Source organism: Tunturibacter psychrotolerans (assembly GCF_040359615.1).
Classification (GTDB): domain Bacteria; phylum Acidobacteriota; class Terriglobia; order Terriglobales; family Acidobacteriaceae; genus Edaphobacter; species Edaphobacter psychrotolerans.
In genome coordinates this window covers 3,034,532-3,057,360 of sequence record NZ_CP132942.1, presented here as the reverse complement: position 1 = coordinate 3,057,360, position 22,829 = coordinate 3,034,532, and the positions used below count along the sequence as shown (strand labels likewise).

Here is a 22,829-nt window from a genome sequence, read left to right as displayed (position 1 = left end):
CCCGCACCCAGAAAATTAGGGGGCGTCTTACAGAGTGCGATGTGACCGGTTATCGCGAATTGGCGTCTGCATAACCATGTACCCTTCTAAAGCACCTGTCTAATCTACGATAAACGGCGCAGATTCTGCGATCTGCTGCTTCGTTACTCCGTCATTCACTTTGATGTTGACTTGGTACTTGCCAGGCTGAAGACTAGCCAGCGGCAAACTTTTCTCAATCGTAACCTGATCCGCATTGGGGTTGGTCTTCGAGGTCAACTCCTGCGTCTCAAGAACGGCCTTATTGGTGCCCACGTCGAGAATTTGATACTCGATCGTCGCACCATTCTGTTTACTCTTCTCATCGATCCCTAAGTTATACACCTGCATCCAGAAGTTCAGATTCTGTCCCCTGTGAAACGTCACAGGAACCCCAATTCCAGTCGGAACCCGAGGAGTAATGTGAGTGTCGCCAATAATGAAATTCCCGGCACCAATATCCTTGGACGGGACTCTCTCCATGGAAGATGCCAGAATCAGCGAAGAAGAAGCGAGTCGATCATCGTCGTAGGCTGGCACGTTCAGACTTCGTTGCCATCTTCCAATATGGTCGGGATTATTGACGTCCTTGATAACGATGTCAACCTTGTACAAACCGGGACGAAGCGGCAATGACTTCCAATAGACCGATTGATCAGCTCGCTTGCGCGCCAGCAGTTCACTCGGCACCTGAACACTGACCGTGTCTTCGAAGGTTTGAATCGCCTTGTGATTCAGGTTCGAGACACGCCCCAGGATGTTCACCGTACCCATCGCAACGCCATCTTTATTCGTAAACGTGATGTCTTGATTTCTGATCTGAAGCGTCACTGGCACCAGGATAGTATCGTTTGTAACCTTGACGTAGTCCGTCCGGACATCAAACAGGAACGGAGGTCCGGTCAGAATCTTCGAAGTCGTCATAAACGACTCCAGATCCTTGAACTTGATCTCAGGAGGAGCCATCAACTTGGCATATCGATCGAGTCGGTCGAACTGCTTGCTCTGGTTCGCAGAGGACATAGGTCCTGCGCCAAGTTGTTCCAGTCCACCCGAAAAACGGTCTGCCTGCTTCGACTGCCCCGACTGCTCATATAACGTCTGGCCCGCGCCCGGAACATGCTTCAGCGCGTCCTTCTCGGAGCGATCGATCGTCATGTGGTAATCGCCGCACATGCAAGTATCGACAAACTCGATATCGACGTTATCCCCGATACCCTCCAGATAGCGATAGTGCCAAATCTCGAACGGAAACGTAGAGGTATTTCCACCACCCTCTTCAATCGGACGATCGTAGCTACCGCCGCTTGGATGCGAATCGATATTATCCGGCTTTCCGTAAGCAATGTAGATATGACCGCGATCGGTTCTCCAGCCAGGCTTGCCCGCTGCGAAGTGGTCATTCGCGTATGCGATGCGCGCGTAGTGTTCTTCGCGAAACTCATTCTCAGGCGAATCTGGATTCGGATTGCGCCGCAGCCAAAAATTCTCGATGAACTGGTCGCGCTCTTCGTCATTGCTCAGGCTCTTGAACGCTTGCAACTCCTGATCCGTAATGATCCAGCGAACGTCTTCATCCACCCACTTTTTATAGACGCCCTTCAGCTCCTGCCTCAAAGCCTTCTGCTGATCTCGTATTTCCTTGTCGGTCCGCGGACGCTTCAAAGGATCTGGCTTCTCCACCGTCACCGGACCCTTGGTCACGCCATCAGTCTGGTCAGAACCGCTGGTCGCTTCCTGGGCAGCCAAAACATGCCCCCCCATGAAGATCATCACCAATAGGGTCGTGCAGGATACCAAGCGCCGAGAAATTGTCATAGAGAAGAGGTGCACTCCTGTTACCAACCAACATTGTAGAGCCGTTACATCTCCGTTACAAGAGGAGACTCAACGCTTCCCCTGATATCATCGCTCGTGTTCCCGCGAAAGCCTACAAGTCTCATCTAACGACCAGTTGCAGGTTTTTGCGCAGTTCCTCGTAAAGTGATGCAACTTAGAAGTTGGAAAGATATGGAACGCAATTTTCTCGACTTCCGTACTAGCTTTTAGCACGCACTGACTCCCAGGCACTCAGATCCTTCGCGAGCGCGAAAGAAAGCGGCAATGAGCATAAAGAAAATTATTCTGATCGTAGTTGTGGTACTGGTTCTTGCAGGCATCGTCGTCGGCACCATCCTCCACGGACAGGCCAGTGTCACCAAAGTCGCCACCGGCAAAGCCGCCCACCAGGATCTGATCGCCGTCGTCAACGGAACCGGTCAGATCAAACCGAAGACCTACGTCAACATCGGCGCCACCGCCTTCGGACGCATCACTCATCTCTACGTGAAAGAGGGCGACCATGTGAAGTCCGGCGCTACCCTCGCCACAGTCGAGAGCGTTCAACCCCAGGCCACTGTCGCAGCGCAGCAAGCCACAATCGCCTCGTCCCAAACCGACATCACCAGCTATGTCGCCGCAGAGAAAACCGCCGAGGCCAACATTGCGCAGGGCAAGGCCGACCTCGAACAGAAAAGACTCGACTACGGTCGCGCTGAATCCCTCTATAACGAAAAGCTGATCGCCAAGCAGGACTACGACGCCAAAAAAGCCGCGTACGATATGGCTGTTGCAACCCTCGCCCAGCGACAAGCGGCACTTGCACAGGCGACAGCGCAGACCGAGTCCCAACGCGGACACATGAACCAGGCAGTCGCCAGCCAGCGCGCAAACTACGATGCTCTCGACAAGACTGTGAGCCGCGCTCCCTTCGACGGACTCGTCACCAACGTTCCTGTCCGCGAAGGCGAGACCGTCGTCCTCGGCATTCAGAACGCCCAGGGCTCCACACTGATGACCCTTGCCGACATGTCCGTCATTACCGCAGAGGTCAAGGTCGACGAGACAGACATCGTCAATGTCGCCCTTAACCAACCAGCCGACGTCACCGTCGACGCAATGCCCGGCCGCGTCTTCAAAGGCCACGTCACCGAGGTCGGCGATCAGGCTCTGCTCCGCACCACCGGAGTCGCCACCAGCCAGAGCACCACAGGCACCGAGGAGGCGAAAGACTTCAAAGTCGTCGTCACCCTGGATCAAACTACCGACGAACTGCGGCCCGGTCTGTCAGCCACAGCAAAGATCACTACCGCCCACAAGCCCAACGCGCTCACCATACCTATCCAGGCCCTTGTTCAGCGTGACCCTGTCACCGAAAAAGCACTCGCAGCGAACGCAGGCAAGGCAAGCGTAGTTTCCGCATCAACTTCCAGCGCTCCCGCACGCAAACCCCAACCCGTCCAGGGAGTCTACGTGCTCCAGGTCGACCACAAAAAGACTCGCGCCAACTTCGTTCCCATCACCACAGGAGTTACAGGAGCCACTGACATCGAGGTTCTCAGCGGCCTCAAAGACGGCGACGAAATTGTTACCGGCCGCTATCGAATCCTTCGCACCCTTAAGAGCGGAACTGCAGTCAAAATAGACAACAGCGTTGAAGCCACAACCGATGCCGATAAATCGTAAAAAAATATCAAAGCACGAAGAAAAGCCTTAAAATTGTTGTTCTCGGAGTGACTCACTCAATACCGCGGAACCATCCCACCACCCCAAACGTACTATCCTGAATCACAGGAGCACGGAGAACCGGATGGCTATCGAAACTGCAGTCGAATCCAACCTCAGCACCAGCAACGCACATGGCCCAACTCCGGGAGACGTCATCGTCACCGACAATCTCTGGAAGACCTACGAGATGGGCGATCAGCAGGTGCATGCCCTCCGCGGTGTCAATCTCCGCATCCGCCACAATGAATACGTTGCCATCATGGGTCCCTCAGGCTCCGGCAAGTCAACTTTGATGAATCTCATCGGTTGCCTCGACTCCCCATCCCAGGGCCGCTACTGGCTCAACGGCCACGACGTCTCCGAGCTCAACGACGACGAACTCGCCCGCATACGCAACAAGGAGATCGGCTTCGTCTTCCAAACCTTCAACCTACTCGCCCGCGCCACATCGCTTCACAACGTAGAGTTGCCCCTCATCTACAACGGCACGCCGGCGGCCGCGCGCACCGAGCGCGCAAAGAGTGTCCTCGAGTCCGTCGGCCTCGGCACCCGCATGATGCACAAGCCCAACGAGCTCTCCGGTGGCCAGCGTCAGCGTGTCGCCATCGCCCGAGCTCTGGTCAACAAGCCGTCCATCATCCTCGCCGACGAACCCACCGGCAACCTCGACTCCAAAACCGGCGACGAGATCATGGCTCTCTTCGACGAGCTCCACTCAAACGGCAACACCATCGTCCTCGTCACTCACGAGCCGGACATCGCCGAGTACGCCCACCGGATCATCACCATCCGCGATGGTGTCGTCGCAGGCGATCACCTCTCCTCACGTATCCGCAAATAGAAGTAAACATTCAGTGTTCTAAGTAACACCCGTACCCATCCCATTCCCGTCTAAAATGGAATGATGGCAAAAGTGTTTCGCCGTTTGCGCCTCGCTGGAACTCTCGCTGCCGCCCTCCTGGGTTGCCCCCTGCTCCACGCCGCCGACGCCGCCCGCTTTGATCTCGCAGGCCCAAAGGTCGATGTTCACGTAACACGCGCAGGCAAAACCCTGCCCATCGCCCAGGTTCCGAATCTCCAGCCCGGCGACAAGATCTGGCTCCGCGCCGAGCTGCCTCCAACGCAATCCGTTCACTATCTCCTCGTCTGCGCCTTCCTGCGCGGCACCACCAACCCGCCCCCCGACAACTGGTTCTCCGAGATCCAAACCTGGAACAAAAAAGTCCGCGAAGAGGGCGTCACCATCACCGTGCCTGCCGAGGCCCAGCAGGTCATCCTCTTCCTTGCGCCTGAAACCGGCGGCGACTTCAGTACCCTGCGCTCTGCCGTGCGCGGCCGCCCCGGAATCTTCGTCCGTGCCTCGCAAGACCTCATCGAATCCGGCTTCGAACAGGCCCGCATCGAAACCTACCTCGCCGCCATCCGCCGCGTCCCACCCGACGACTCTAAGGGCCTCGCCGAGCACTCCGACCTCCTCTCCCGAACCCTCAATCTCAAGCCCAACGGCGATTGCTTCAAACGCCCCGTCGATACCCAATCCACCTGCCTCACCCAGGCCGGAAACCAAAGCCTCCTCGACGATGGCCACGGCCAGTCCGTCGCCGACGCACTCAACGACGGATCCAACTCCGACCTCATCAACCAGGCCAGCTACACCAGGCTCGCCGGGGGCGGAAACTATAGCCCCTACGTCGGCGCCATCGTGGACCTCATCCGCATCACCAGCACCCTCCACACCGCCAAATACCAGTACATCCCCGCCATCGCCTTCCCCGACGGTGACGCCCTCAACCTCCGCCTCAACACGCCACCCTCCTTCAACAACCCCAAGTCCGTCATCGTCATCGGCCTTCCTGCGATTCAGGCTGCGGTCCCCCCGCCTCTGCGCTCCACCAACCCCGAAAACATCTCCTGCCTGCTAAAACCCGCCGTCGTGCTTCCCGTCGAGGGCGCACCTCTGGTCTTCTCGACGGCTCTGGCGCACGATCTCGCCCTTCACATCGACGGCCCCAACGGCGGCACCGACATTCCCGTCACTCCAGACGCGTATCAAGGCGGCCTCGTCCTCGCTCACGTTCCCGCACGCAAGCCGCTACCCCTGGATTCGAATCCAGACTCAAACCCAGACACAGCAGCGAACTCCGACACGAAACCAAACACCCCCGGCGTAGCCCCCGAATCCAAGCCCGCAGCAACAGCACCGCATTCAGGCACCAACGCCATCACCGGCACCATTACCGGCTTCTGGGGCTTCGACGCCTTCAAAGGCCCCACCCTCCAACTCCAGGACACCCCAGGCAAAGACTGGAAGCTCGCCGACGACGACGTTCTCATCGCAGGTCGCGAAAACCATCTCATGCTCAGCTCCACCGGCACCGCCTGCCTCGACACAGTCTCCCTCGACACCAGTGCAGGCAGACTAATCGAAACCAAGTGGAAGCCTGCAGAGAAGCCCGCTACGGTCGATGTCACCATCTCTCTCAAATCCATCGATCCCGGCTCCCTCCATCTCGCCATCAAGCAGTTCGGCGGCGACAAAGCCGACTCCGTCGCGGCAAAAACTTACTCCGAGCCCGCCCGTCTCACCGCGCTTGAACTTCACGCCGGCGACACCACCGCCGACCTCACCGGCTCCAGCCTCGATCAGGTCCAGCAGCTCACCATCAACAACCTCGTCTTCGCTCCCGCCCCGGTCAGCATCCCATCCAACCAGGACACCGCGACTCCCATACCCGCTCCTACAAACTCCGACACTCAACTCCGCTTCACTCTTCCGCCAAACAGCCAGGCGCCAAAACTCAAGGTTGGCGAGCATCTCACGGCCCGCTTCTCCCTCAATGACGGACGCACCCTCACTCTTCCCGTCACCGTCGCGCCTCCTCGCCCCTCCGTCACTCTCATCAGCAAAAACATCGGCCAGGCCACCGCGACTCCCATTCATTTGGCTGGCGAAGACGACCTTCCCTCCAACGAGCAACTTACCTTCTCCCTCAAGTCCGTAGCGCCGTTCCCCCGCACAGGCAAGATTGAGATATCAAATGCCGATGACAGCCTGCGTACCACGCTGAGCGTCGCCTCCAACAACTTAGTGCTGCAGAACCCTCACACCCTCCTCGCGACTCTGGATCCCGTCAAGGACTTCGGAACCTCCGCCTTCGGCCCACTCCGTCTCCGGCCTGTCTCCCCCGACGGCACTACTGGCGACTGGCTCCCCCTCGTCACCCTCGTCCGTCTTCCCACCTTCAAAGACCTGCGTTGCCCCCCAGACGCAACTCAAACCTGCACCATCACCGGCTCAAGCCTGTATCTCGTAGACTCCATCGCAACCGACCCGGCCTTCACGGCTCCCACCACGGTCCCTGAGGGCTTCGTCGGCACCACTCTGACACTCCCCCGTCCCGCCAAAGCCGGCTTCTTCCTGCGCCTTCGCGACGACCCCGCCGCCACCAACATAGTGACCCTCCCCATCCTGCCCCAATCCTCAACTGGAGCAATCACCCCCGCCACCGCAGCCGTCGCATCCAAAAGCCTCTCCAAAAATTAGAAAACTAATTTCGAAGGCGTCGACGGCTTCCAAACGAGAGGTTAGCGGTAGGCTCGAAGACGTAAGATAACGCCGTGGACACCATCGACTGGCTACTCGATTCGGACCCCGCAATAAGCTGGCAGGCGATGCGCGATCTAACCGACCCTTCCCCTGCCGCGATCGCCGAGAAGCGCGCACGCATAACGCACGAAGGGATCGGTGCCGAGATTCTCGCCTGCCAAGGCTCCGACGGCTCATGGCACCGGGCCGATGCTCCCGTCTGGCTGTCGACTCTGTTCACATTGCTCCTTCTGCGCGCGACAGGCGTCGACCGTAGCGACCCCGCAGTCGAGTCGGCGGTAACTCGTCTCGAGGCGGGCTACCAGTGGGACGAGGAGTTCCGCGACAAGCCGTTCAAGACGTTCTTCGAAGGAGAAGTGGAACCGTGCATCAACGGAGGCATCCTCGCGCTCGGCGCCTACTTTGGACGACCCACCGAGAGCCTCGCACGCCGTCTCGTCGACGAACAGCTCGAGGACGGCGGTTGGAACTGCGAAGCGCCGGAGAGTACACGCTCCTCGTTCCACACCACCATCTGCGTGCTGGAAGGATTGCTCGAGTACGAGCGTGCCGTCGGCTCCGCACCGGAGATCGCCGCGGCTAGGCGCCGAGGCGAAGAGTACCTTCTCAAACGCACTCTCTTCCGGCGGCTCTCGACCGGCAAGTTCGCAGACCCGGCGTTTCTAAGATTCGCATTCCCGACCCGCTACCACTACGACATTCTTCGAGCTCTCGACTACTTCAGGGACACCGGTATTCCACCCGATCCGCGCGTCAGGGATGCCCTCCACATCGTTCAGAGCAACCGTCAGCCCAACGGCCGCTGGCTCCTCGATGACGCGCACGACGAAGGACTGGCCCTCCCATTGGGCGAATCGGTCGGTGAGCTCAGTCGGTGGAACACGCTCCGTGCACTCCGCGTGCTTCGTTGGTACGAGACACGAGGGTTCCAACCCACGAGCACTCCATAGGCAAAGGCTGCTGAAGGGGCAGCCTCATGGTGCAAGGCAGCCCGCCGCCTTGCTTTGTTTTTCTTATTGTCCTTGTTTTTCTTGTTGTCATCCCCGAAGGGGATCTGCTGTTGTCCTTGTTTTTGCTGTTGCCCTGCTTTCCTTCCACGCAAATCGTCACCGCAATCGAAGTCTCGTGGCTGGTAAAACCTGTCAAGCCCTTAAAACACGCAAACCCAGTCTCAACAACAACATCCGCGTGGCGTATGAGTTCCCCTCAACCCGCTACACTGGATACAGAGCATAAAAAGCCACGGGCGCCCCGGGGCTTTTTCTCATTAACACTCATAACCCTTTTATTTAGACGAATTTGGCCGTAACCCCTTTATCAAGACGAATTTACGGAGAGCAGATGCTCCTAAATAAATGATTACAAAAGACTTAGAGGCCGGTAACCGGGGGGGGTGGGTGCCCCCCCGGGCCACTATTTGCCCTCGGCCTTCAGCGCCAGTTGGACCTTGCTGTGTTTGACGCTGTAGGTGAAGTAGATCACCAGTCCAAACGCGAGCCAGCCCAGCACCACAACTTTGGTCAGCGTCGGCAGGGTCCACACAAGGTAGAGCGCACTGACAATACCCAGGAACGGCACCAGCGGAACCAGCGGCGTCTTGAATGGCCGATGCAAAGTCGGATTACGCCTCCGGAGAATCCAGACTCCAGCGCAGACAATCGCAAACGCCAGCAGCGTTCCCATGTTCACCAGTTCACTCAGCCTGCTGATCGGAAGAAGCGCCGGCATAAACGCGACGATCGCGCCTACAACCAGATTCGAGATCCAAGGCGTACGGAACCGGGGATGGATCACCCCAGCCCACTTCCACAGCAGACCGTCCCGCGACATCGAATAGAACACCCGCGACTGCCCCAGCAACATCACCAGCATCACCGTAGACAGACCAAACACAGCACCAATCTTCACCAGAATGCTGCCCCACCGGACGCCGGTCACATCGATACCGACCGCAACCGGATCACCAACGTTCAAAGCCCTGTAATTCACCAACCCGGTCAGCACACCCGACACCACGATGTACAGCAGCGTGCAGAACACCAGCGACCCGAGGATACCGATCGGCATATCACGCTTCGGATTCTTCGCCTCCTGCGCCGCCGTCGACACCGCATCGAATCCGATATATGCAAAGAAGATCGAAGCAGCACCAGCCGTAATACCCCCGATCCCAAAGGCCCCCGGCCCTTCGCTCGGCGGAATGAAAGGAGTCCAGTTCGCATGAGCCTCAGCGGGATGCTTCAGGATGTACCCAATCCCCAGCACCAGAAACACACCCACAACGCCCAGCTTCACGATCACAATCGCAGTATTCAGATTCGCCGACTCCTGAATCCCGATGATCAGAATGGTCGTGATCACTGTGATCACCAGAAACGCCACCAGGTTGAAGACCCCGGCGACATGCGGCAGCGCCGAAGCATTGATTCCAGCCGGAAGCGCCGTCAACGCCTGCCAGCGATCGTGATACAGGTACAGCACATTTCCCGGAGTAGTCGTCAGTTGAGGAGGAATATGAATGTGGAAGTCCTGCAGCAGCCCGACAAAGTATCCGCTCCAACCCGAAGCCACCGTTGCAGCGCCGAAAGCGTACTCGAGCACCAGATCCCAGCCGATGATCCAGGCCACAAACTCGCCCAGCGTAGCGTATCCATACGTGTAAGCCGAACCTGCGATGGGAATCAGGGAAGCAAACTCCGCATAGCAGAGACCCGCAAACGCGCAGGTAATACCGGCCACAACGAAGCTGAGCATCACAGCCGGCCCCGCATGTTTCGCAGCAGCCTGTCCTGTCAGAACAAATATTCCTGCGCCAATGATCGCTCCGACTCCGAGCGTGATCAGGTTCAGTGGGCCCAGGGTACGTTTGAGTCCGCTTTCGCCCTCGTCCTGCGCCTCATGCAGCAGACGCGAGAGAGGTTTGGTTGCCAGCAACTTCGCCATTGATTCGAGTTCTCTACTTTCCTGAAGCTTTCACTACCCTTCGTTTGCGGTCATATCAATCGATCGAGACTGTGGCATCCGAGTCCATATCAAATAAACAGGTATACCCAGCAGAACGAGCACAAGACCTGGCCAGGTGTATTGAGGTTTGTAACGCAATAGTACTGCACAAATCCACAGCGCCATCACGATATAGAGCGCCGGCAACACCGGATACCCAAATGCTTTATACGGCCGCACCGCATCCGGCCGTGTCCGCCGAAGCACAAAGAGCCCCGCAATCGTCATCACGTAGAAGACCAGCACGGCAAAGATCACGTAGTCCAGCAGCTGCCCGTAACTCCCAGAGAGACACAGCAGGCAGGTCCACGCCCACTGCACCCACAGCGAGTTCACCGGAGTTTTAGACCTTTCACTCAGTCTGCCCACAGATTTGAAGAACAATCCATCCCGGCTCATCGCGTAATACACACGCGCGCCAGCCAACAACATCCCATTCACGCACCCAAACGTCGAGACCAGAATCGCCGCAGCCATCAGCTTCGCGCCATATCCCGCAAAGGCCTGCTCCATCACCGCGGTTGCGACCCTGTCTTCTGACGCAAACTGAATCCCTCGCCCAGCAATCGTCGTAGCCGTCGGATCACCCACCATCGGCAGCACACTCAGGTAGACGAAGTTGCACAGCACATACAACAACAACACAACACCTGTGCCAATCGCCAGTGACAACGGCAGATTCCTCTTCGGATTTCTGATCTCGCCCGCCGTGAATGTAACGTTGTTCCACGCGTCCGAACTGAACAGCGATCCCACCTGCACCACCGCCACCATCGTCAACAAGCCCACATAAGCGGTCGGCCCACCCACCCCTACCTGGACCGCATGTACCGTGTGCCACCCCGCACCTGCCCAGAAGTTATGCCACCCTGCGCCAAAATTCGCCGCAACGGCAACCGAATTCTTCGCCAATACGCCTACCAGCACCACCGCCGCCAGCGCCAGCACCTTCGCAGAAGTGAAGACATTCTGCACCGCCGCGCCCATCTTCACACCAAACGTGTTCAGCAGCGTCAGCAAAGTAATGACCACAATCGCCGACAGGTTCGCCGTATTCAACCCGATGTCCATGTTACCCAACACCATGGGCCCCACGTGCCAAGCAGGAACATGCCCAATATGGAAGATCCAGTTCTGTGCACTTACACTCGGAAAGAAAACACCAAGAAATTTCCCAAACGCGACCCCCACCGCCGCAATGGTCCCTGTCTGAATAACCAGGAACAACGTCCACCCATAAAGAAATCCCCACAGCGGTCCAAGCGCCTCGCGCAGATAAACATATTGCCCGCCGGCCTTTGGCATCATCGCCGCCAATTCTCCATAACTCAACGCGCCAATTATGGTCATCGCCGCCGTCACCAGCCAAGCCGCAATCAGCAGCGCCGGCGACCCCAGCCCGCGCGACATATCCGCCGAAACGATGAAGATGCCAGATCCGATCATCGACCCCATCACGATCGCGGTCGCCGAAAACAACCCCATCCCCTGCACAAATTGAGGAGCCGACGACGTTCCTTCGCGGCCAACCTCTCGCGACCGAGGATCGTCAAGTTCAGTTTTTTTCACAAGATTCACGTTCGTCTGTTCTACCGTAAAACATCGAGAAAGTCTCTCGCCACTTTTTCAACTGATTCCCCCTCATCAATCAAAGCACTGATCACTGCAACCGAATCCGCTCCCGCTTCGATCACACTTCGCGCGTTTTCCCTTGTAACCCCGCCAATCGCAACCAGCGGCTTTGTCGTGAGCGTCCTCGCCCTCGTCACACCTGTCAAGCCAATCACCGGCTCCGCATCGCGCTTCGTCCCGGTGGCGAACACCGGTCCAACAGCAACATAATCCGCACCACTCGACTCTGCCAGTCGAACCTGCTCTTCAGTATGGGTCGACACCCCAACCCAACTCGTCGGTCCCACAACCTTGCGCGCATCCTCCGGAGACAGATCGCTCTGCCCCACATGAATTCCGTCCCACCCAGCAAGCACCGCAAGGTCTGCGCGGTCATTCATGATCAATAAGGATCCACTCCCCGCAAAGATGTCACGAATGATCTCCGCATGGCGGAGAATCGCCTGCGGAGCCGCCTCTTTGTCACGATATTGCACCAACTGAACTCCCGCATCACGGACTGCCCTGGCAAAATCACCCAGGTCGACGCCTCCTTTCGCCAACACACCTGCGTCGATGATGGCGTAGAAATCGGGAAGAGAACGCGACGTTTGGCTCATAACTAAGACTGCGTTCGATGGTAATGAATTTCGAACAGCTTCACCCACGCATCCTTTTGAAGCGCAAATAGCGCCCAGGTACAGGTCGTTACGCTTCCACCGACTAGCTTTCCTTCTGCCGTTCGAAGAACCGCTCCATAAACTTCGTATCGAACTGTCCCGTTCGAAATTCTTTATCGGCAAAGATCTTCTCGTGCAGCGGAATCGTAGTATGAATCCCCTGGACCACAAACTGAGAAAGCGCACGCTGCATCTTATTCATCGCTTCCTCACGATCCGAGCCGTGGCAGATCAGCTTCGCAATCAAAGAGTCGTAGTATGGCGGCACAAATCCCTCAGCATACTGCGCCGTATCCACCCGAACCCCATTACCTCCCGGCAAATTGAACGCTGTAATCTTCCCCGCGCTCGGCGTGAACTTTTCCGGATGCTCCGCATTGATCCGGCACTCGATTGCGTGACCACGAATCTCCACCGGTCTCGTGATGATCGAGGTCAGCTTTTCTCCCGCCGCGATCCGCAACTGCGCTTTGACCAGATCAATTCCTGTAACCATCTCGGTGACACAATGCTCCACCTGAATCCGAGTATTCATCTCGATGAAGTAAATCTTGCCATCTTCATCCATCAAAAATTCAATCGTCCCAGCGTTCCAATACCCGATATTCTCCAGAGCCCGCTTGATCGTCTTACCTAACTCTTCCCGCAACTTCGGAGTCACCATCAGGCTCGGAGCTTCTTCAATCAGCTTCTGATGGCGTCTTTGGATCGAACACTCCCGCTCGCCGAGGCTCATCACATTGCCATGTTCATCCGCCAGCACCTGGAACTCGATATGCCGGGGCCGCTCGATGAACTTCTCCATGTACATATCGCCGTTGCCGAACGCATTCGCCGCTTCGGTCGAAGCCTGCTGGTACATCCCCGGCAGTTCTTCTTTATTCCGACAGATACGCATCCCACGACCGCCGCCGCCTGCAACAGCCTTCAAAATTACTGGATACCCAACGTCTTTAGCCCACTCCAGCGCCTCATTCTCGTCCGCGATAATCCCATCCGACCCCGGTAGAATCGGCACCTTAGCCTTCTTCATCGTCTGCCGCGCCGTGGACTTCTCCCCCATCATCCGGGTCACTTCTGGCGGGGGGCCAATAAACTTGATATTTGAAGCCCGGCAGACTTCAGCGAAGTTCGCATTCTCGCTCAACAGCCCATACCCAGGATGGATCGCATCAACGTCCGCAATCTCAGCAGCCGAGATCACCGCCGGCACGTTGAGATAACTATCTGCAGAGCGCGGAGGTCCAATGCAGATCGCCTCGTCAGCAAACCGCACATGCAGCGAATTGCGATCCGCCTCGCTATACACCGCAACCGTGCGGATACCCATCTCTTTGCAAGCGCTGATTACGCGCAATGCAATCTCCCCACGATTGGCAATCAATACCTTACGAAACATAAACTCGCGATGCCTTCCGTCTAACTTTGCTGATGAATCGCTACAGTCTTTACCGCGCCTTGATGGCAAAAAGTGGCTGACCATACTCCACCGGCTGCCCACTCGATGCGATCCGCTTCACGACTTCACCGGCCACATCGGATTCAATCTCATTCATCAGCTTCATGGCCTCGACGATGCAGAGCACCTGCCCGACCTCAACCTGATCGCCCACTTTCACAAACGCAGGCGCGCCGGGAGACGGTGACTCATAGAATGTTCCGACAATAGGCGATTTCACCTCATGCAACTTCTCTTCCGCTTCTGCAACAAGGGGAGCGCCTGTCAGCGCCGCGGGAGCAGCCGCAGCAACTGGCGCCGGAGCAACTGCAGGCGCCGAGGCCATCAACCGGCTCAACTGCGCCATATCGAATCCGCCAGCGGGAGGAGCCGCAGGCTCACCCGCAAATTTGATCCGCACCTTCAGGTCGTCCTGCTCCATATCGAACTCGGCGATCTCATTCGCCTTCAGAAACTCAACCAGTTCGCGCAGCTCATTCAACTTATTTCCGTCCATCATGTCTCTTCCCGTGCCTCTTGCGGCACCATCTCGTTTTTTTACAGCTCAACCCAGGCCTTCACGCTCGGCGTCAAGACCTCACCGCCATCGGCCGTCACCAAAACCATATCTTCAATGCGCAACCCAAACCGTCCCGGCATATAAACGCCAGGTTCGATTGTAATCACCATTCCCTGCTCTAACACCTGCGTTTGCTTCGCTGCAAGCCTCGGTCCTTCGTGAATCTCCAACCCAACACCGTGCCCGGTAGAATGGCTGAAGTACTTATCCAGCTTCACCCTCCGCAAAACGCTCCGCGCCGCCTCATCCACCTCTCCGGCGGTCACTCCCGGCGCCACAGCGGCGACTGCAGCCTCCTGCGCTTCCAGCACAGAATCATACACGTCTCGTTCATCCGGCGGTGCCTTGCCCAAGTGAACAGTACGGGTCATATCGCTGCAATATCCGTCGAGAATAACACCGAAGTCCAATGTCACGAACCCTTGCTTTGGCAGTTTCGCCCGCGTGGCTCGCCCATGCGGCAGGGCAGATCGCTCTCCACTGGCAACGATCGTATCGAACGACATTCCCTCGGCACCCGCGAGCCTCGCCGCATACTCCAGAGTCGCCGCGACCTCAGTTTCAGTCAGTCCTGCCTCCAGGTACGTCAGCATTCCTTCAAACAAATCACACCCGACCAAAGCAGCGGTCCGTATCAGATTTATCTCGTCAGCGTCTTTCACCTCTCGCATCCCAGCCACGACCGGCCCTAACGCCACAAACATCCCTCGCCGCACCTTCGTAGACAATGCCTTCCGCATGGTCTCGAGAGCCGTCACCGTCGTATGCGTCGCATCAAATCCACAACGCTTCACCCCTGCGGCCTCTAGCCACTCACAAGCCGCCACCACCGCTGGCTTCTTAGTGATCACAACCTTAGTTCCAGCCGCCTCTGCACGCGCCTGTACTGTGTATCGCCCATCGGTAAACAGTGTCGCTCGCCCACCCACTGATACCAGCGCCGCATTCGAGCCTGTAAAGCCGCAAAGGTAACGAACATCCGGTAGATGCGTGACCAACATCCCATCGACGCCAGCTGCCTTCGCTGCAGCGCTGGCTCTTTTCTTCCTCAAGCTGAAATTCATCACCTCTGATTCTACCCAACTCCCTGGTCGCCAAGCCGCCTTTGGTCTATCCCCCTTTACCCGGTATCATGAAGTATGCCCGGCTCTCAATCCGTTCAGCCGTCGCGCTTTACTCGACGCAACTTTCTCATAGGCACCGGAACTACCGCCGCAGCTTTGGCCCTTTACTCTGGGGAGATCGCTCGCCACGAAGTGGACATCGTCCACCGGCCCATCGCCATCACGAATCTCCCCGCCGCCTTCAACGGCTACCGCATCGTTCAACTCAGTGACATCCATCTCGACGAATACACAGAGCCTTTCTTCCTCGAGCGGATCATCAGCAAGGTCAACACCCTGAATCCCGACCTCGTGCTCCTCACCGGCGATTTCGTCACTCACGGCTCTATCACCTTCATAGCCGGCAAACACGCTGCGCACCGATGCGCCGAGATTATCGCCACCCTCACCGCGCCTCTACGCTACGGCATCCTCGGCAATCATGACGTAGTCGTCGACGCTCCTATGGTCATCGAGGCGCTCTCCAGCCGTGGCACACCAGTTCTCGTCAACCGGTACCTTCCCATCGAGCGCAACGGGGATCGTCTCTGGCTCTGCGGCGTCGATGATCCCGGCCAGAGCACTCCCAACCTCGATCTCGCACTCCCCACGAAGCCAGACGGTCCAGTCATCCTCATGGCTCACGAGCCTGACTACGCCGACACCGTCATGGCCCACCCCCGCGGCCACCTCGTTGATCTCATGCTCTCAGGCCACTCCCACGGCGGCCAGATTCGTCTGCCCTTTCTCGGCCCGCTCATCCTACCGCCACTCGGGGAAAAATATCCTGAAGGGCACTATCGCTTCAATCGAATGCAGCTCTACGTCAACCGCGGTATCGGCACTGTGGGCCTTCCCATCCGCCTGAACTGTCCCCCTGAAATCACGGTCATCACCCTACAGTCGGCCTAGCCCTATCGCCCCCCACTTGTGGCCTGCGCAACTCGCGAAACACTCCGGCAATCGCTGCCATTCAACTCCCGAAGGCAGTAAAGAAAATCATCACGACTCCCAACCCAAGCAATACCAGCGCACCCACCAGCCGCATCACCACGCTGTACCAAGGTTTCCTGGCTACCGACCAGAAAAGCTGGATCGCAAACCAGAACGCCGCAACAGCAACTGCTCCGAACAGGACAATGTACCCATTAAGTTGTAGTGCCAGCAGCAGTGTAGTCAATCCGTTTACCGCGCCCGTGCAACCGGTTTTCTCTGTTTAGGCATTACTGCAATCGGCGCAGGCGGCTTTACGCCCGATTTCTCATCCATCCAGGCATCCAGCAGCGTCTTCTTAAACCGCCACCGGTTCCCCAACTTGAACGCCGGAATAAACCCCTCGGAAGCATATCGGTACAACGTGTCCCCACTGATGCCCAGATACTCCGACGCCTGCCTGATGTCCATTACCTCACGCACCGTTGCCTGTACTGACACAGCCATCACAAGTCTCCGTTCGACCTAAAGCAGTGCAGAATGGATGCCGAATGTAGAGCAACACCCGGCACCCTCTTTGTACCCCCTTTTGTCTACCGGCACAACAAAAATCGCCTTTGTTAACTGGAAGCTAACGGCTGTAACCCCTTCACTACCGCCAGTAAGTCCTCCCCGACCGTTCTGGTCTTGGCGATTGCATCCGCCAGCGGAATATCCGTGATCGCGGTTCCCTTCAGCACCACCAGCCGGCCAAACTTCCCCGCATGCACAAGATCGATCGCCGCCACCCCGTACCGAGTAGCCAGCATCCGGTCATAGGCCGAAGGCGTCCCGCCCCGCTGCGTATGCCCAAGATTCACACTCCTGGTTTCATACCCGGTCCGCTTCTCAATCTCCTCCGCCAGCGCCTGGCCAATCCCGCTCAGCCGTGCATGGCCAAACGAGTCGACAGCCGTTCCGTGCGTCGCCTGTCCCGACTCCGGAAACTGCGCCCCCTCAGCCGCAACCACAATCGAAAATTTCTTGCCGTGCTCGCGCCGATACTTCACCAACCGGCAAACCTCTTCGATATCGATCGGCACCTCCGGCACGAGAATCACATCCGCCCCCCCAGCGATGCCCGCCGTGATAGCAATCCATCCCGCATCGCGGCCCATCACTTCACACACGATCACCCGGTTATGCGCCTCGGCGGTCGAGTGCAACCGATCGACTGCCTCAGTCGCAATTGTCACCGCCGTATCGAACCCGAAACAGGCATCCGTACCATTCAGATCGTTATCGATTGTCTTCGGCACGCCAACGCACTTAACACCTTTCTCGCTCAGCGCCAGGCTGATCGACTGCGTATCGTCTCCACCCAGAGCAATCAGCGCATCCAGCTTGTGCTTTCCAAGAACCTCGACGCACTTCTCAAATCCACCAGGAATCTTCTTCACATTCGTTCGCGAAGACCGCAGAATCGTCCCACCCCGATGCAGAATGCCCGACGTTGTCTCAAGTGTGAGCGGCATCGTTACGTCATCCAGCACACCACGCCACCCCTCCATAAATCCGACAAACTCATCCCCATGATGCAAGATCCCCTTGCGCACCGCAGCCCGAATCACCGCATTCAACCCAGGACAATCCCCACCACCGGTCAACATTCCAATCCTCATTAATCGCTCCTTTTGACATCAGCGAAATCATACTCTGCTCTCTTCAAATCATCACCCTCTGCATTCAACCGACTAGCGTCAGTGGTGGCACCCATCAAGATCAAAGACCAATTGAAGATCGACTTTCGATCAAACGAAACAGCAAGATCCGCGTGCCTGAAGAGTTCGTTGTGAAGAATGTGCAGCAAGCATCGAACTTCATCGCCACCAATCCGACCGCAACTCAACCCCACTCACTACCTCAGTCGGTCGTCCCGGCTCCGGAGCCCACAGCTTAATCCCTCTTTCGTCGGCCAATTCTACGATCCGTGTAATCGGCTGTCGCCATGCATGCAGCGCCAGATCAAACAGCCCCCAGTGAATCGGCATCATCAGACCCTTACCGCCCAGTGCCTCGAACGCGCGCGCGGCGCCATCCGGTCCAAGGTGAATCCCATCCCACATCACATCGAACGCTCCGATCTCCAGCATCGTGAGGTCAAACGGCCCATACGCCGCGCCAATTTCAGCGAATCCCTCCCACCATCCCGAGTCCGCACCAAAGTAAACCGTATGCTTTGGCCCTTTCAACACAAACGCCGACCACAATGTCTCGAATCGATTGAACAAACTTCTCCCCGAAAAATGTCGTGTCGGAACCGCCGTTATCTCCACACCGCCCACAACCAGGCTCTCGGTCCAATCCATCTCCGAGATCCTCATGGCATCGACGCCGAACCGTCGCAACTCCTCACCCACTCCCAGCGAGGTGACCCACTTCGCCCTGCGCATCGACTCGAGCCCTGCAAGCCCTCGAACCGTAGCCTCTCCCAAATGATCAAAGTGGTCGTGAGACACCAGCACCACGTCCACAGACGGCAGTTCCTCCAAACGCATCGTCGGAGCAAAAAACCGTTTCGGCCCTGCCCATCGCATCGGTGAAGCGCGTTCGTCCCACACCGGATCCATCAGCAGCCGCACCCCGTCGATCTCCACCAACAGCGACGAGTGTCCCATCCACGTCACCCGCAGCCCACTCTCCGGAGCCTTTGCATAAATCGAAACATCCGTCCTGAATGGCCCGAGCGCCTTTACCGGAGCGGTCTCCGCCTTGTTCGTCAAATAATGCGGCAGTAGCTTGAAGATCGTACCCAACCCACCGATCGCCGTAGGGACCGGATTCGAAAACTTCCGCCCCACCTTACTCGCCCGCCGCAACATCGTCCTATCGCTCGATACTAAAGTCCCCAAATCAAGCCCCTCTCCAAACCCTCAAGGCAAATAATAAAAGGGATTCGGCAGTTTAACGCTAATCTCCGCCTTGGGCTCACCATTCAAGTCACTCCATTGATCCCCAACGTTCATCACGATCCGATACCCGGCATCCACAATCTTCTTCCGCTCCTCACTCTTGTAGGCGACCGTCGCCATCGTCATCTCTGGCCCCTCTCGCAGAGCGAGACCCTTCCACCCCTTATACCCTGCGGCCTCCAGATTCTTCGCCGTAGCCGCTCTTTGCTCTCCAGGCCGACCTGTAATAAAGAAAACCTCTAATCCCTCCGCCCGAGCCTCATTGAACAGCCGTAGCGTACCCGGCAATGCCATATCCGCCTCTGACGACACTGCCCACTCGTTGAATGGCACCGAGATAAACCCATAGTCCTCACGCCTCATCTCGCAATAGTTCGTCAGCGACGTCTCATCAATATCCAGCACCAGCGCAAGCTTCTCTCCCGCCTTTCGAGCGGCAATCAGCCTCATTAACTCCGCCCCAGCTCTCTTCGCCTGCGCATCCACATCTGCCCAGTAGCACCCACCGGTCCCCACACAGTCGGCGTAGTCCTTCAGCCGATACCGTGCGACACCAAAGTTCTCCATCGGCTCCGCCGCCACTATCATCGTCGGATCCGCAGCAGCAATCTCCGCCGTAGCCACCGTTGCTGCCACAGTAGGACGTGGCTCAACCTGCGGTCGCAGACTCGCAACTTGTTTTCCCGCCGGCACCGCGCACACCGGCGGCCCCACTTGCGCCAGACAAACTCCACACGCCAGCGCCGCCACACCCCACGTCCGCAAAACCGCCGCTCTCAATAAACCCAGATCATACCTTCGATGCAGTCGCCTCATCCGCATAGAATTCATCGATCTCCTTCGCGTACTTCCGTTCCACAACACGCCGCTTCAACTTCAAACTCGGCGTCAGCGTCCCATCCTCAACGCTCCACTCCTCCGGCACGATGCTCATCCGCTTCATGCTCTCGAAGTTCGCCAGACCCATATTCACCTTATCAACGATCTCCTGATAAGCCTTCACCACCTTCGCATCTTTCACCAGCGCAGCGCGGTCGCCCGCGGCAATCCCCTGCCCCTTCGCCCACCCATCAAGCGCCGCAAAGTTCGGAGAAATCAGCACACAAGCAAACTTATGCTTGTCTCCTACGAGCGCCGCGTGCGCCACCAAAGCATTCGCCTTCAACTTATTCTCAATCGGCTGCGGAGCAATCAGCTTTCCTCCACTCGTCTTCAGCAGCTCCTTCTTCCGATCCGTAATCGACAGGTACCCGTCCTTATCGATATTGCCAATATCCCCGGTCTTGAACCACCCATCCGCAGTAAACGTCTCAGCAGTCTCCTTCTCTTTCTTCCAATACCCGACGAAGATCGAGGGACCCTTCACCTCAAGCTCCCCGTCCTCTGCAAATCGGCACTGCACATTCCCAAGCGCCTTACCGACAGTCCCAATCCGGTGAGCCTCCGGGTAGTTCACCGCAATCACCGGCGAGGTCTCCGTCAACCCATACCCCTCAAAGATCCGAATCCCGACATCCGCAAACCACCCAGCCGAATCCATCCCCAGTGGCGCGCCCCCCGAGATAAACACCTCAGCGCGTCCGCCAAACGCCTCACGAATCTTCGAATACACCAGCTTGTTCGCAATCTTCCAACCAGGCGAACTCGGCGTCTTGCCCACCAGTATCTCTGCCCGATGCTTCTTCCCGACACCAAGCGCCCAGCGCAGAATCTTCAGCTTTGCCGGCGACAGTGCCGACTTCGCCTCCACAGCCTGCCGAATCTTTTCATAGACCCGAGGCACCGCCAAAAACACCGTCGGCCTCACCACCTTCATCGCGCCCGCCAACTGATCAAACTTCGCGCAATAAGCCAGCTTCACTCCATGACACAGCAACGCATAGTCCGTATGCCGAGCCGTCACGTGCGACAGCGGCAGAAACGAGATGCAACTGTCCTTCTCCGAAAATCCCATCTTTCCCGTCGAGAAGTTCACATTGCTCGTCAGATTTCCATGCGTCAACATCACGCCCTTCGGCTCTCCGGTCGTGCCCGACGTATAGATAATCGTAGCCAGATCCTCCGGCTTGACTGTCTTGAGCATCCCATCAAATCCAGCATCCTTATGCTGCTTTGCCGCCGATCCTTCCATCAACACGCCGAAGGTCTCTGCATTCGGAAACTCCCCGGCATCCATCACCACCACATGCTCCAGATCCGGCACATCCCCCGCAGCCGCCAGCTTGTCGTACTGCTCGCGCGACGACAGCACCGCCACCTTCGCGCCGGAGTCCCGTAACATGTAGCCAATCTGTTCCGGCGTCAGCGTCGGATAAAGCGGCACGTCTACGCCTCCAATCGCCAGAGTCGCGAAGTCCGTCACCGCCCACTCCCACCGGTTTTCCGAAAGAATCGCCACGCGATCGCCCTTCCCCACTCCCCATCCGCGAAACACATCCGCCAGCGCACGCACCCGACCATAAAGCTCATCAGAAGAAATAGGCGTCCACGTGCCATCCGCCTGCTGCGCCATCATCACTGATCTGCTGCCCCACCCCGTAGCCCGTTCCAGAACATCACTCAAAGTTACAAAATCAAACATCGTCTCTCCCTGAATCCAACCCGCAGTCGCTGCTGCTTGCTTTCCTAATGTCCATGAGTCGCACAATCGAACGGACTATGTTCGCTGTCTTCTTGTCCCCACAAATCATCTCGCCTGAATCCCACTCAGCAGCACATCCATCACCTGGGCGGCCGTAGCCTTCGAATCATAAACCCGCCCCGTAAACACCGCTGAGCTCAGCAACTCGTCAATTGCCCCAAACATGCAGTGCGCCACCACACCATCGGAGACATCGCGCCGGAAGATCCCCTCCTGCTGCCCCCTCCGCACCACCTCGCGCACCACCTGGATGTACTTCACCAGATGATGATGTGAAAACTCCGCGATGAACTTCGCACTTTGCCGCACCTCGGTCTGCATCAACACCGCCATGCTGCGATTCACGGCATGGCTCTCCAAATGAACCTGCGCGATATATTCCAACTGCTCACGCGGATCTTTCAGAGTCTTGAACTCGTCCTCCACCTGCCGATGAAACTTATCGAAGGTCGAATCGATCGCGGTCCGCAGCACATCATCTTTACTCTTGAAGTAGAGATAGATCGTTCCGTCCGCCACCCCGGCCCGCTTCGCAATCGCACTCACCGGAGAGCTGAAATAACCATGCTCCGCGATGACCTCCACCGCTGCATCCAGAATGCGCTGATATTTTTCGCTTCCCGGCCCCGTTGCGGGTGCCTCTGCCTTGATGGAATCAGGCCTCGTCTTCTTCGCTAATCGTTTCAGTCCAGGCCTCAAACCGGAAATCTCCGGTGCC

Annotated in this window: 19 protein-coding genes; 5 read left to right on the top strand and 14 right to left on the bottom strand. The window is 57.4% G+C overall.

Annotated features, from left to right (window positions below; all coding sequences use genetic code 11):
- Positions 1-99: 99 nt before the first annotated feature.
- On the bottom strand, positions 100-1,836 hold the full coding sequence (locus RBB77_RS12665; RefSeq protein ID WP_353062118.1) for a GWxTD domain-containing protein: 1,737 nt from the start codon (positions 1,834-1,836) through the stop codon (positions 100-102).
- Positions 1,837-2,121: 285 nt separating this feature from the next.
- Between RBB77_RS12665 and RBB77_RS12660 the strand changes: the two genes are divergently transcribed.
- The 4 genes from RBB77_RS12660 to RBB77_RS12645 all read left to right on the top strand — a co-directional run bounded on the left by RBB77_RS12660 (position 2,122) and on the right by RBB77_RS12645 (position 8,121).
- The gene (locus RBB77_RS12660; protein WP_353062117.1) at positions 2,122-3,522 is read left to right on the top strand and encodes an efflux RND transporter periplasmic adaptor subunit; all 1,401 of its coding nucleotides are present in this window, start codon (positions 2,122-2,124) and stop codon (positions 3,520-3,522) included.
- A gap of 124 nt (positions 3,523-3,646) precedes the next feature.
- On the top strand, positions 3,647-4,405 hold the full coding sequence (locus tag RBB77_RS12655; RefSeq protein WP_353062116.1) for an ABC transporter ATP-binding protein: 759 nt from the start codon (positions 3,647-3,649) through the stop codon (positions 4,403-4,405).
- Positions 4,406-4,468: 63 nt separating this feature from the next.
- Positions 4,469-7,108, top strand: coding sequence for a hypothetical protein (locus tag RBB77_RS12650; RefSeq protein ID WP_434557116.1), 2,640 nt, complete (start codon positions 4,469-4,471; stop codon positions 7,106-7,108).
- Between the two features lie 74 nt (positions 7,109-7,182).
- On the top strand, positions 7,183-8,121 hold the full coding sequence (locus RBB77_RS12645) for a hypothetical protein (protein WP_353062114.1): 939 nt from the start codon (positions 7,183-7,185) through the stop codon (positions 8,119-8,121).
- A 463-nt stretch (positions 8,122-8,584) separates the two neighbouring features.
- On the opposite strand, the gene RBB77_RS12640 is transcribed toward RBB77_RS12645, so the two are convergent.
- The 6 genes from RBB77_RS12640 to RBB77_RS12615 all read right to left on the bottom strand — a co-directional run bounded on the left by RBB77_RS12640 (position 8,585) and on the right by RBB77_RS12615 (position 15,547).
- Positions 8,585-10,114: an amino acid permease gene (locus RBB77_RS12640; protein WP_353062113.1), complete on the bottom strand. Its 1,530-nt coding sequence runs from the start codon at positions 10,112-10,114 to the stop codon at positions 8,585-8,587.
- Between the two features lie 33 nt (positions 10,115-10,147).
- Positions 10,148-11,659, bottom strand: coding sequence for an APC family permease (locus RBB77_RS12635; protein ID WP_353067620.1), 1,512 nt, complete (start codon positions 11,657-11,659; stop codon positions 10,148-10,150).
- 104 nt (positions 11,660-11,763) lie between these two features.
- Complete coding sequence (gene thiE, locus RBB77_RS12630; protein WP_353062112.1) at positions 11,764-12,405, bottom strand: thiamine phosphate synthase; 642 nt, start codon at positions 12,403-12,405, stop codon at positions 11,764-11,766.
- A gap of 103 nt (positions 12,406-12,508) precedes the next feature.
- Positions 12,509-13,864: an acetyl-CoA carboxylase biotin carboxylase subunit gene (accC, locus tag RBB77_RS12625; protein WP_353062111.1), complete on the bottom strand. Its 1,356-nt coding sequence runs from the start codon at positions 13,862-13,864 to the stop codon at positions 12,509-12,511.
- Positions 13,865-13,913: 49 nt separating this feature from the next.
- Positions 13,914-14,420: an acetyl-CoA carboxylase biotin carboxyl carrier protein gene (gene accB / locus RBB77_RS12620; RefSeq protein WP_353067619.1), complete on the bottom strand. Its 507-nt coding sequence runs from the start codon at positions 14,418-14,420 to the stop codon at positions 13,914-13,916.
- Positions 14,421-14,461: 41 nt separating this feature from the next.
- Entirely contained in the window at positions 14,462-15,547 is a 1,086-nt protein-coding gene (locus RBB77_RS12615; protein WP_353062110.1) for a M24 family metallopeptidase, read from the bottom strand.
- Between the two features lie 75 nt (positions 15,548-15,622).
- On the opposite strand from RBB77_RS12615, the gene RBB77_RS12610 reads away from it, so the two are divergent.
- Positions 15,623-16,498, top strand: coding sequence for a metallophosphoesterase (locus tag RBB77_RS12610; RefSeq protein WP_353062109.1), 876 nt, complete (start codon positions 15,623-15,625; stop codon positions 16,496-16,498).
- A 61-nt stretch (positions 16,499-16,559) separates the two neighbouring features.
- Here RBB77_RS12610 and RBB77_RS12605 read toward each other — a convergent pair whose 3' ends face one another.
- The 7 genes from RBB77_RS12605 to RBB77_RS12575 all read right to left on the bottom strand — a co-directional run bounded on the left by RBB77_RS12605 (position 16,560) and on the right by RBB77_RS12575 (position 22,810).
- On the bottom strand, positions 16,560-16,766 hold the full coding sequence (locus RBB77_RS12605) for a hypothetical protein (protein WP_353062108.1): 207 nt from the start codon (positions 16,764-16,766) through the stop codon (positions 16,560-16,562).
- A 5-nt stretch (positions 16,767-16,771) separates the two neighbouring features.
- Complete coding sequence (locus RBB77_RS12600) at positions 16,772-17,026, bottom strand: helix-turn-helix domain-containing protein (protein ID WP_183979519.1); 255 nt, start codon at positions 17,024-17,026, stop codon at positions 16,772-16,774.
- Positions 17,027-17,139: 113 nt separating this feature from the next.
- Complete coding sequence (locus tag RBB77_RS12595) at positions 17,140-18,180, bottom strand: 6-phosphofructokinase (protein WP_353062107.1); 1,041 nt, start codon at positions 18,178-18,180, stop codon at positions 17,140-17,142.
- A gap of 198 nt (positions 18,181-18,378) precedes the next feature.
- On the bottom strand, positions 18,379-19,410 hold the full coding sequence (locus tag RBB77_RS12590; protein ID WP_353062106.1) for an MBL fold metallo-hydrolase: 1,032 nt from the start codon (positions 19,408-19,410) through the stop codon (positions 18,379-18,381).
- A gap of 21 nt (positions 19,411-19,431) precedes the next feature.
- Positions 19,432-20,292, bottom strand: a complete 861-nt coding sequence (locus tag RBB77_RS12585) for an HAD family acid phosphatase (protein WP_353062105.1) — start codon at positions 20,290-20,292, stop codon at positions 19,432-19,434.
- Entirely contained in the window at positions 20,261-22,051 is a 1,791-nt protein-coding gene (locus tag RBB77_RS12580; RefSeq protein ID WP_353062104.1) for an AMP-dependent synthetase/ligase, read from the bottom strand. Before RBB77_RS12580 ends, RBB77_RS12585 begins: the two co-directional genes overlap by 32 nt.
- A 105-nt stretch (positions 22,052-22,156) precedes the next feature.
- The gene (locus tag RBB77_RS12575) at positions 22,157-22,810 is read right to left on the bottom strand and encodes a TetR/AcrR family transcriptional regulator (RefSeq protein WP_353062103.1); all 654 of its coding nucleotides are present in this window, start codon (positions 22,808-22,810) and stop codon (positions 22,157-22,159) included.
- Positions 22,811-22,829: the final 19 nt, after the last annotated feature.

Coding starts and splice junctions, on each gene's coding strand:
- RBB77_RS12635 (WP_353067620.1), bottom strand. CDS start 11,659: ATGGGGTTGTTTTCGGCGACCGCGATCGTGATGGGGTCGATGATCGGA.
- thiE (WP_353062112.1), bottom strand. CDS start 12,405: ATGAGCCAAACGTCGCGTTCTCTTCCCGATTTCTACGCCATCATCGAC.
- RBB77_RS12655 (WP_353062116.1), top strand. CDS start 3,647: ATGGCTATCGAAACTGCAGTCGAATCCAACCTCAGCACCAGCAACGCA.
- RBB77_RS12650 (WP_434557116.1), top strand. CDS start 4,469: ATGGCAAAAGTGTTTCGCCGTTTGCGCCTCGCTGGAACTCTCGCTGCC.
- RBB77_RS12595 (WP_353062107.1), bottom strand. CDS start 18,180: ATGAGGATTGGAATGTTGACCGGTGGTGGGGATTGTCCTGGGTTGAAT.
- RBB77_RS12660 (WP_353062117.1), top strand. CDS start 2,122: ATGAGCATAAAGAAAATTATTCTGATCGTAGTTGTGGTACTGGTTCTT.
- RBB77_RS12640 (WP_353062113.1), bottom strand. CDS start 10,114: ATGGCGAAGTTGCTGGCAACCAAACCTCTCTCGCGTCTGCTGCATGAG.
- RBB77_RS12665 (WP_353062118.1), bottom strand. CDS start 1,836: ATGACAATTTCTCGGCGCTTGGTATCCTGCACGACCCTATTGGTGATG.
- RBB77_RS12585 (WP_353062105.1), bottom strand. CDS start 20,292: ATGCGGATGAGGCGACTGCATCGAAGGTATGATCTGGGTTTATTGAGA.
- RBB77_RS12615 (WP_353062110.1), bottom strand. CDS start 15,547: ATGAATTTCAGCTTGAGGAAGAAAAGAGCCAGCGCTGCAGCGAAGGCA.
- RBB77_RS12600 (WP_183979519.1), bottom strand. CDS start 17,026: ATGGCTGTGTCAGTACAGGCAACGGTGCGTGAGGTAATGGACATCAGG.
- accC (WP_353062111.1), bottom strand. CDS start 13,864: ATGTTTCGTAAGGTATTGATTGCCAATCGTGGGGAGATTGCATTGCGC.
- RBB77_RS12610 (WP_353062109.1), top strand. CDS start 15,623: ATGCCCGGCTCTCAATCCGTTCAGCCGTCGCGCTTTACTCGACGCAAC.
- RBB77_RS12580 (WP_353062104.1), bottom strand. CDS start 22,051: ATGTTTGATTTTGTAACTTTGAGTGATGTTCTGGAACGGGCTACGGGG.
- accB (WP_353067619.1), bottom strand. CDS start 14,420: ATGGACGGAAATAAGTTGAATGAGCTGCGCGAACTGGTTGAGTTTCTG.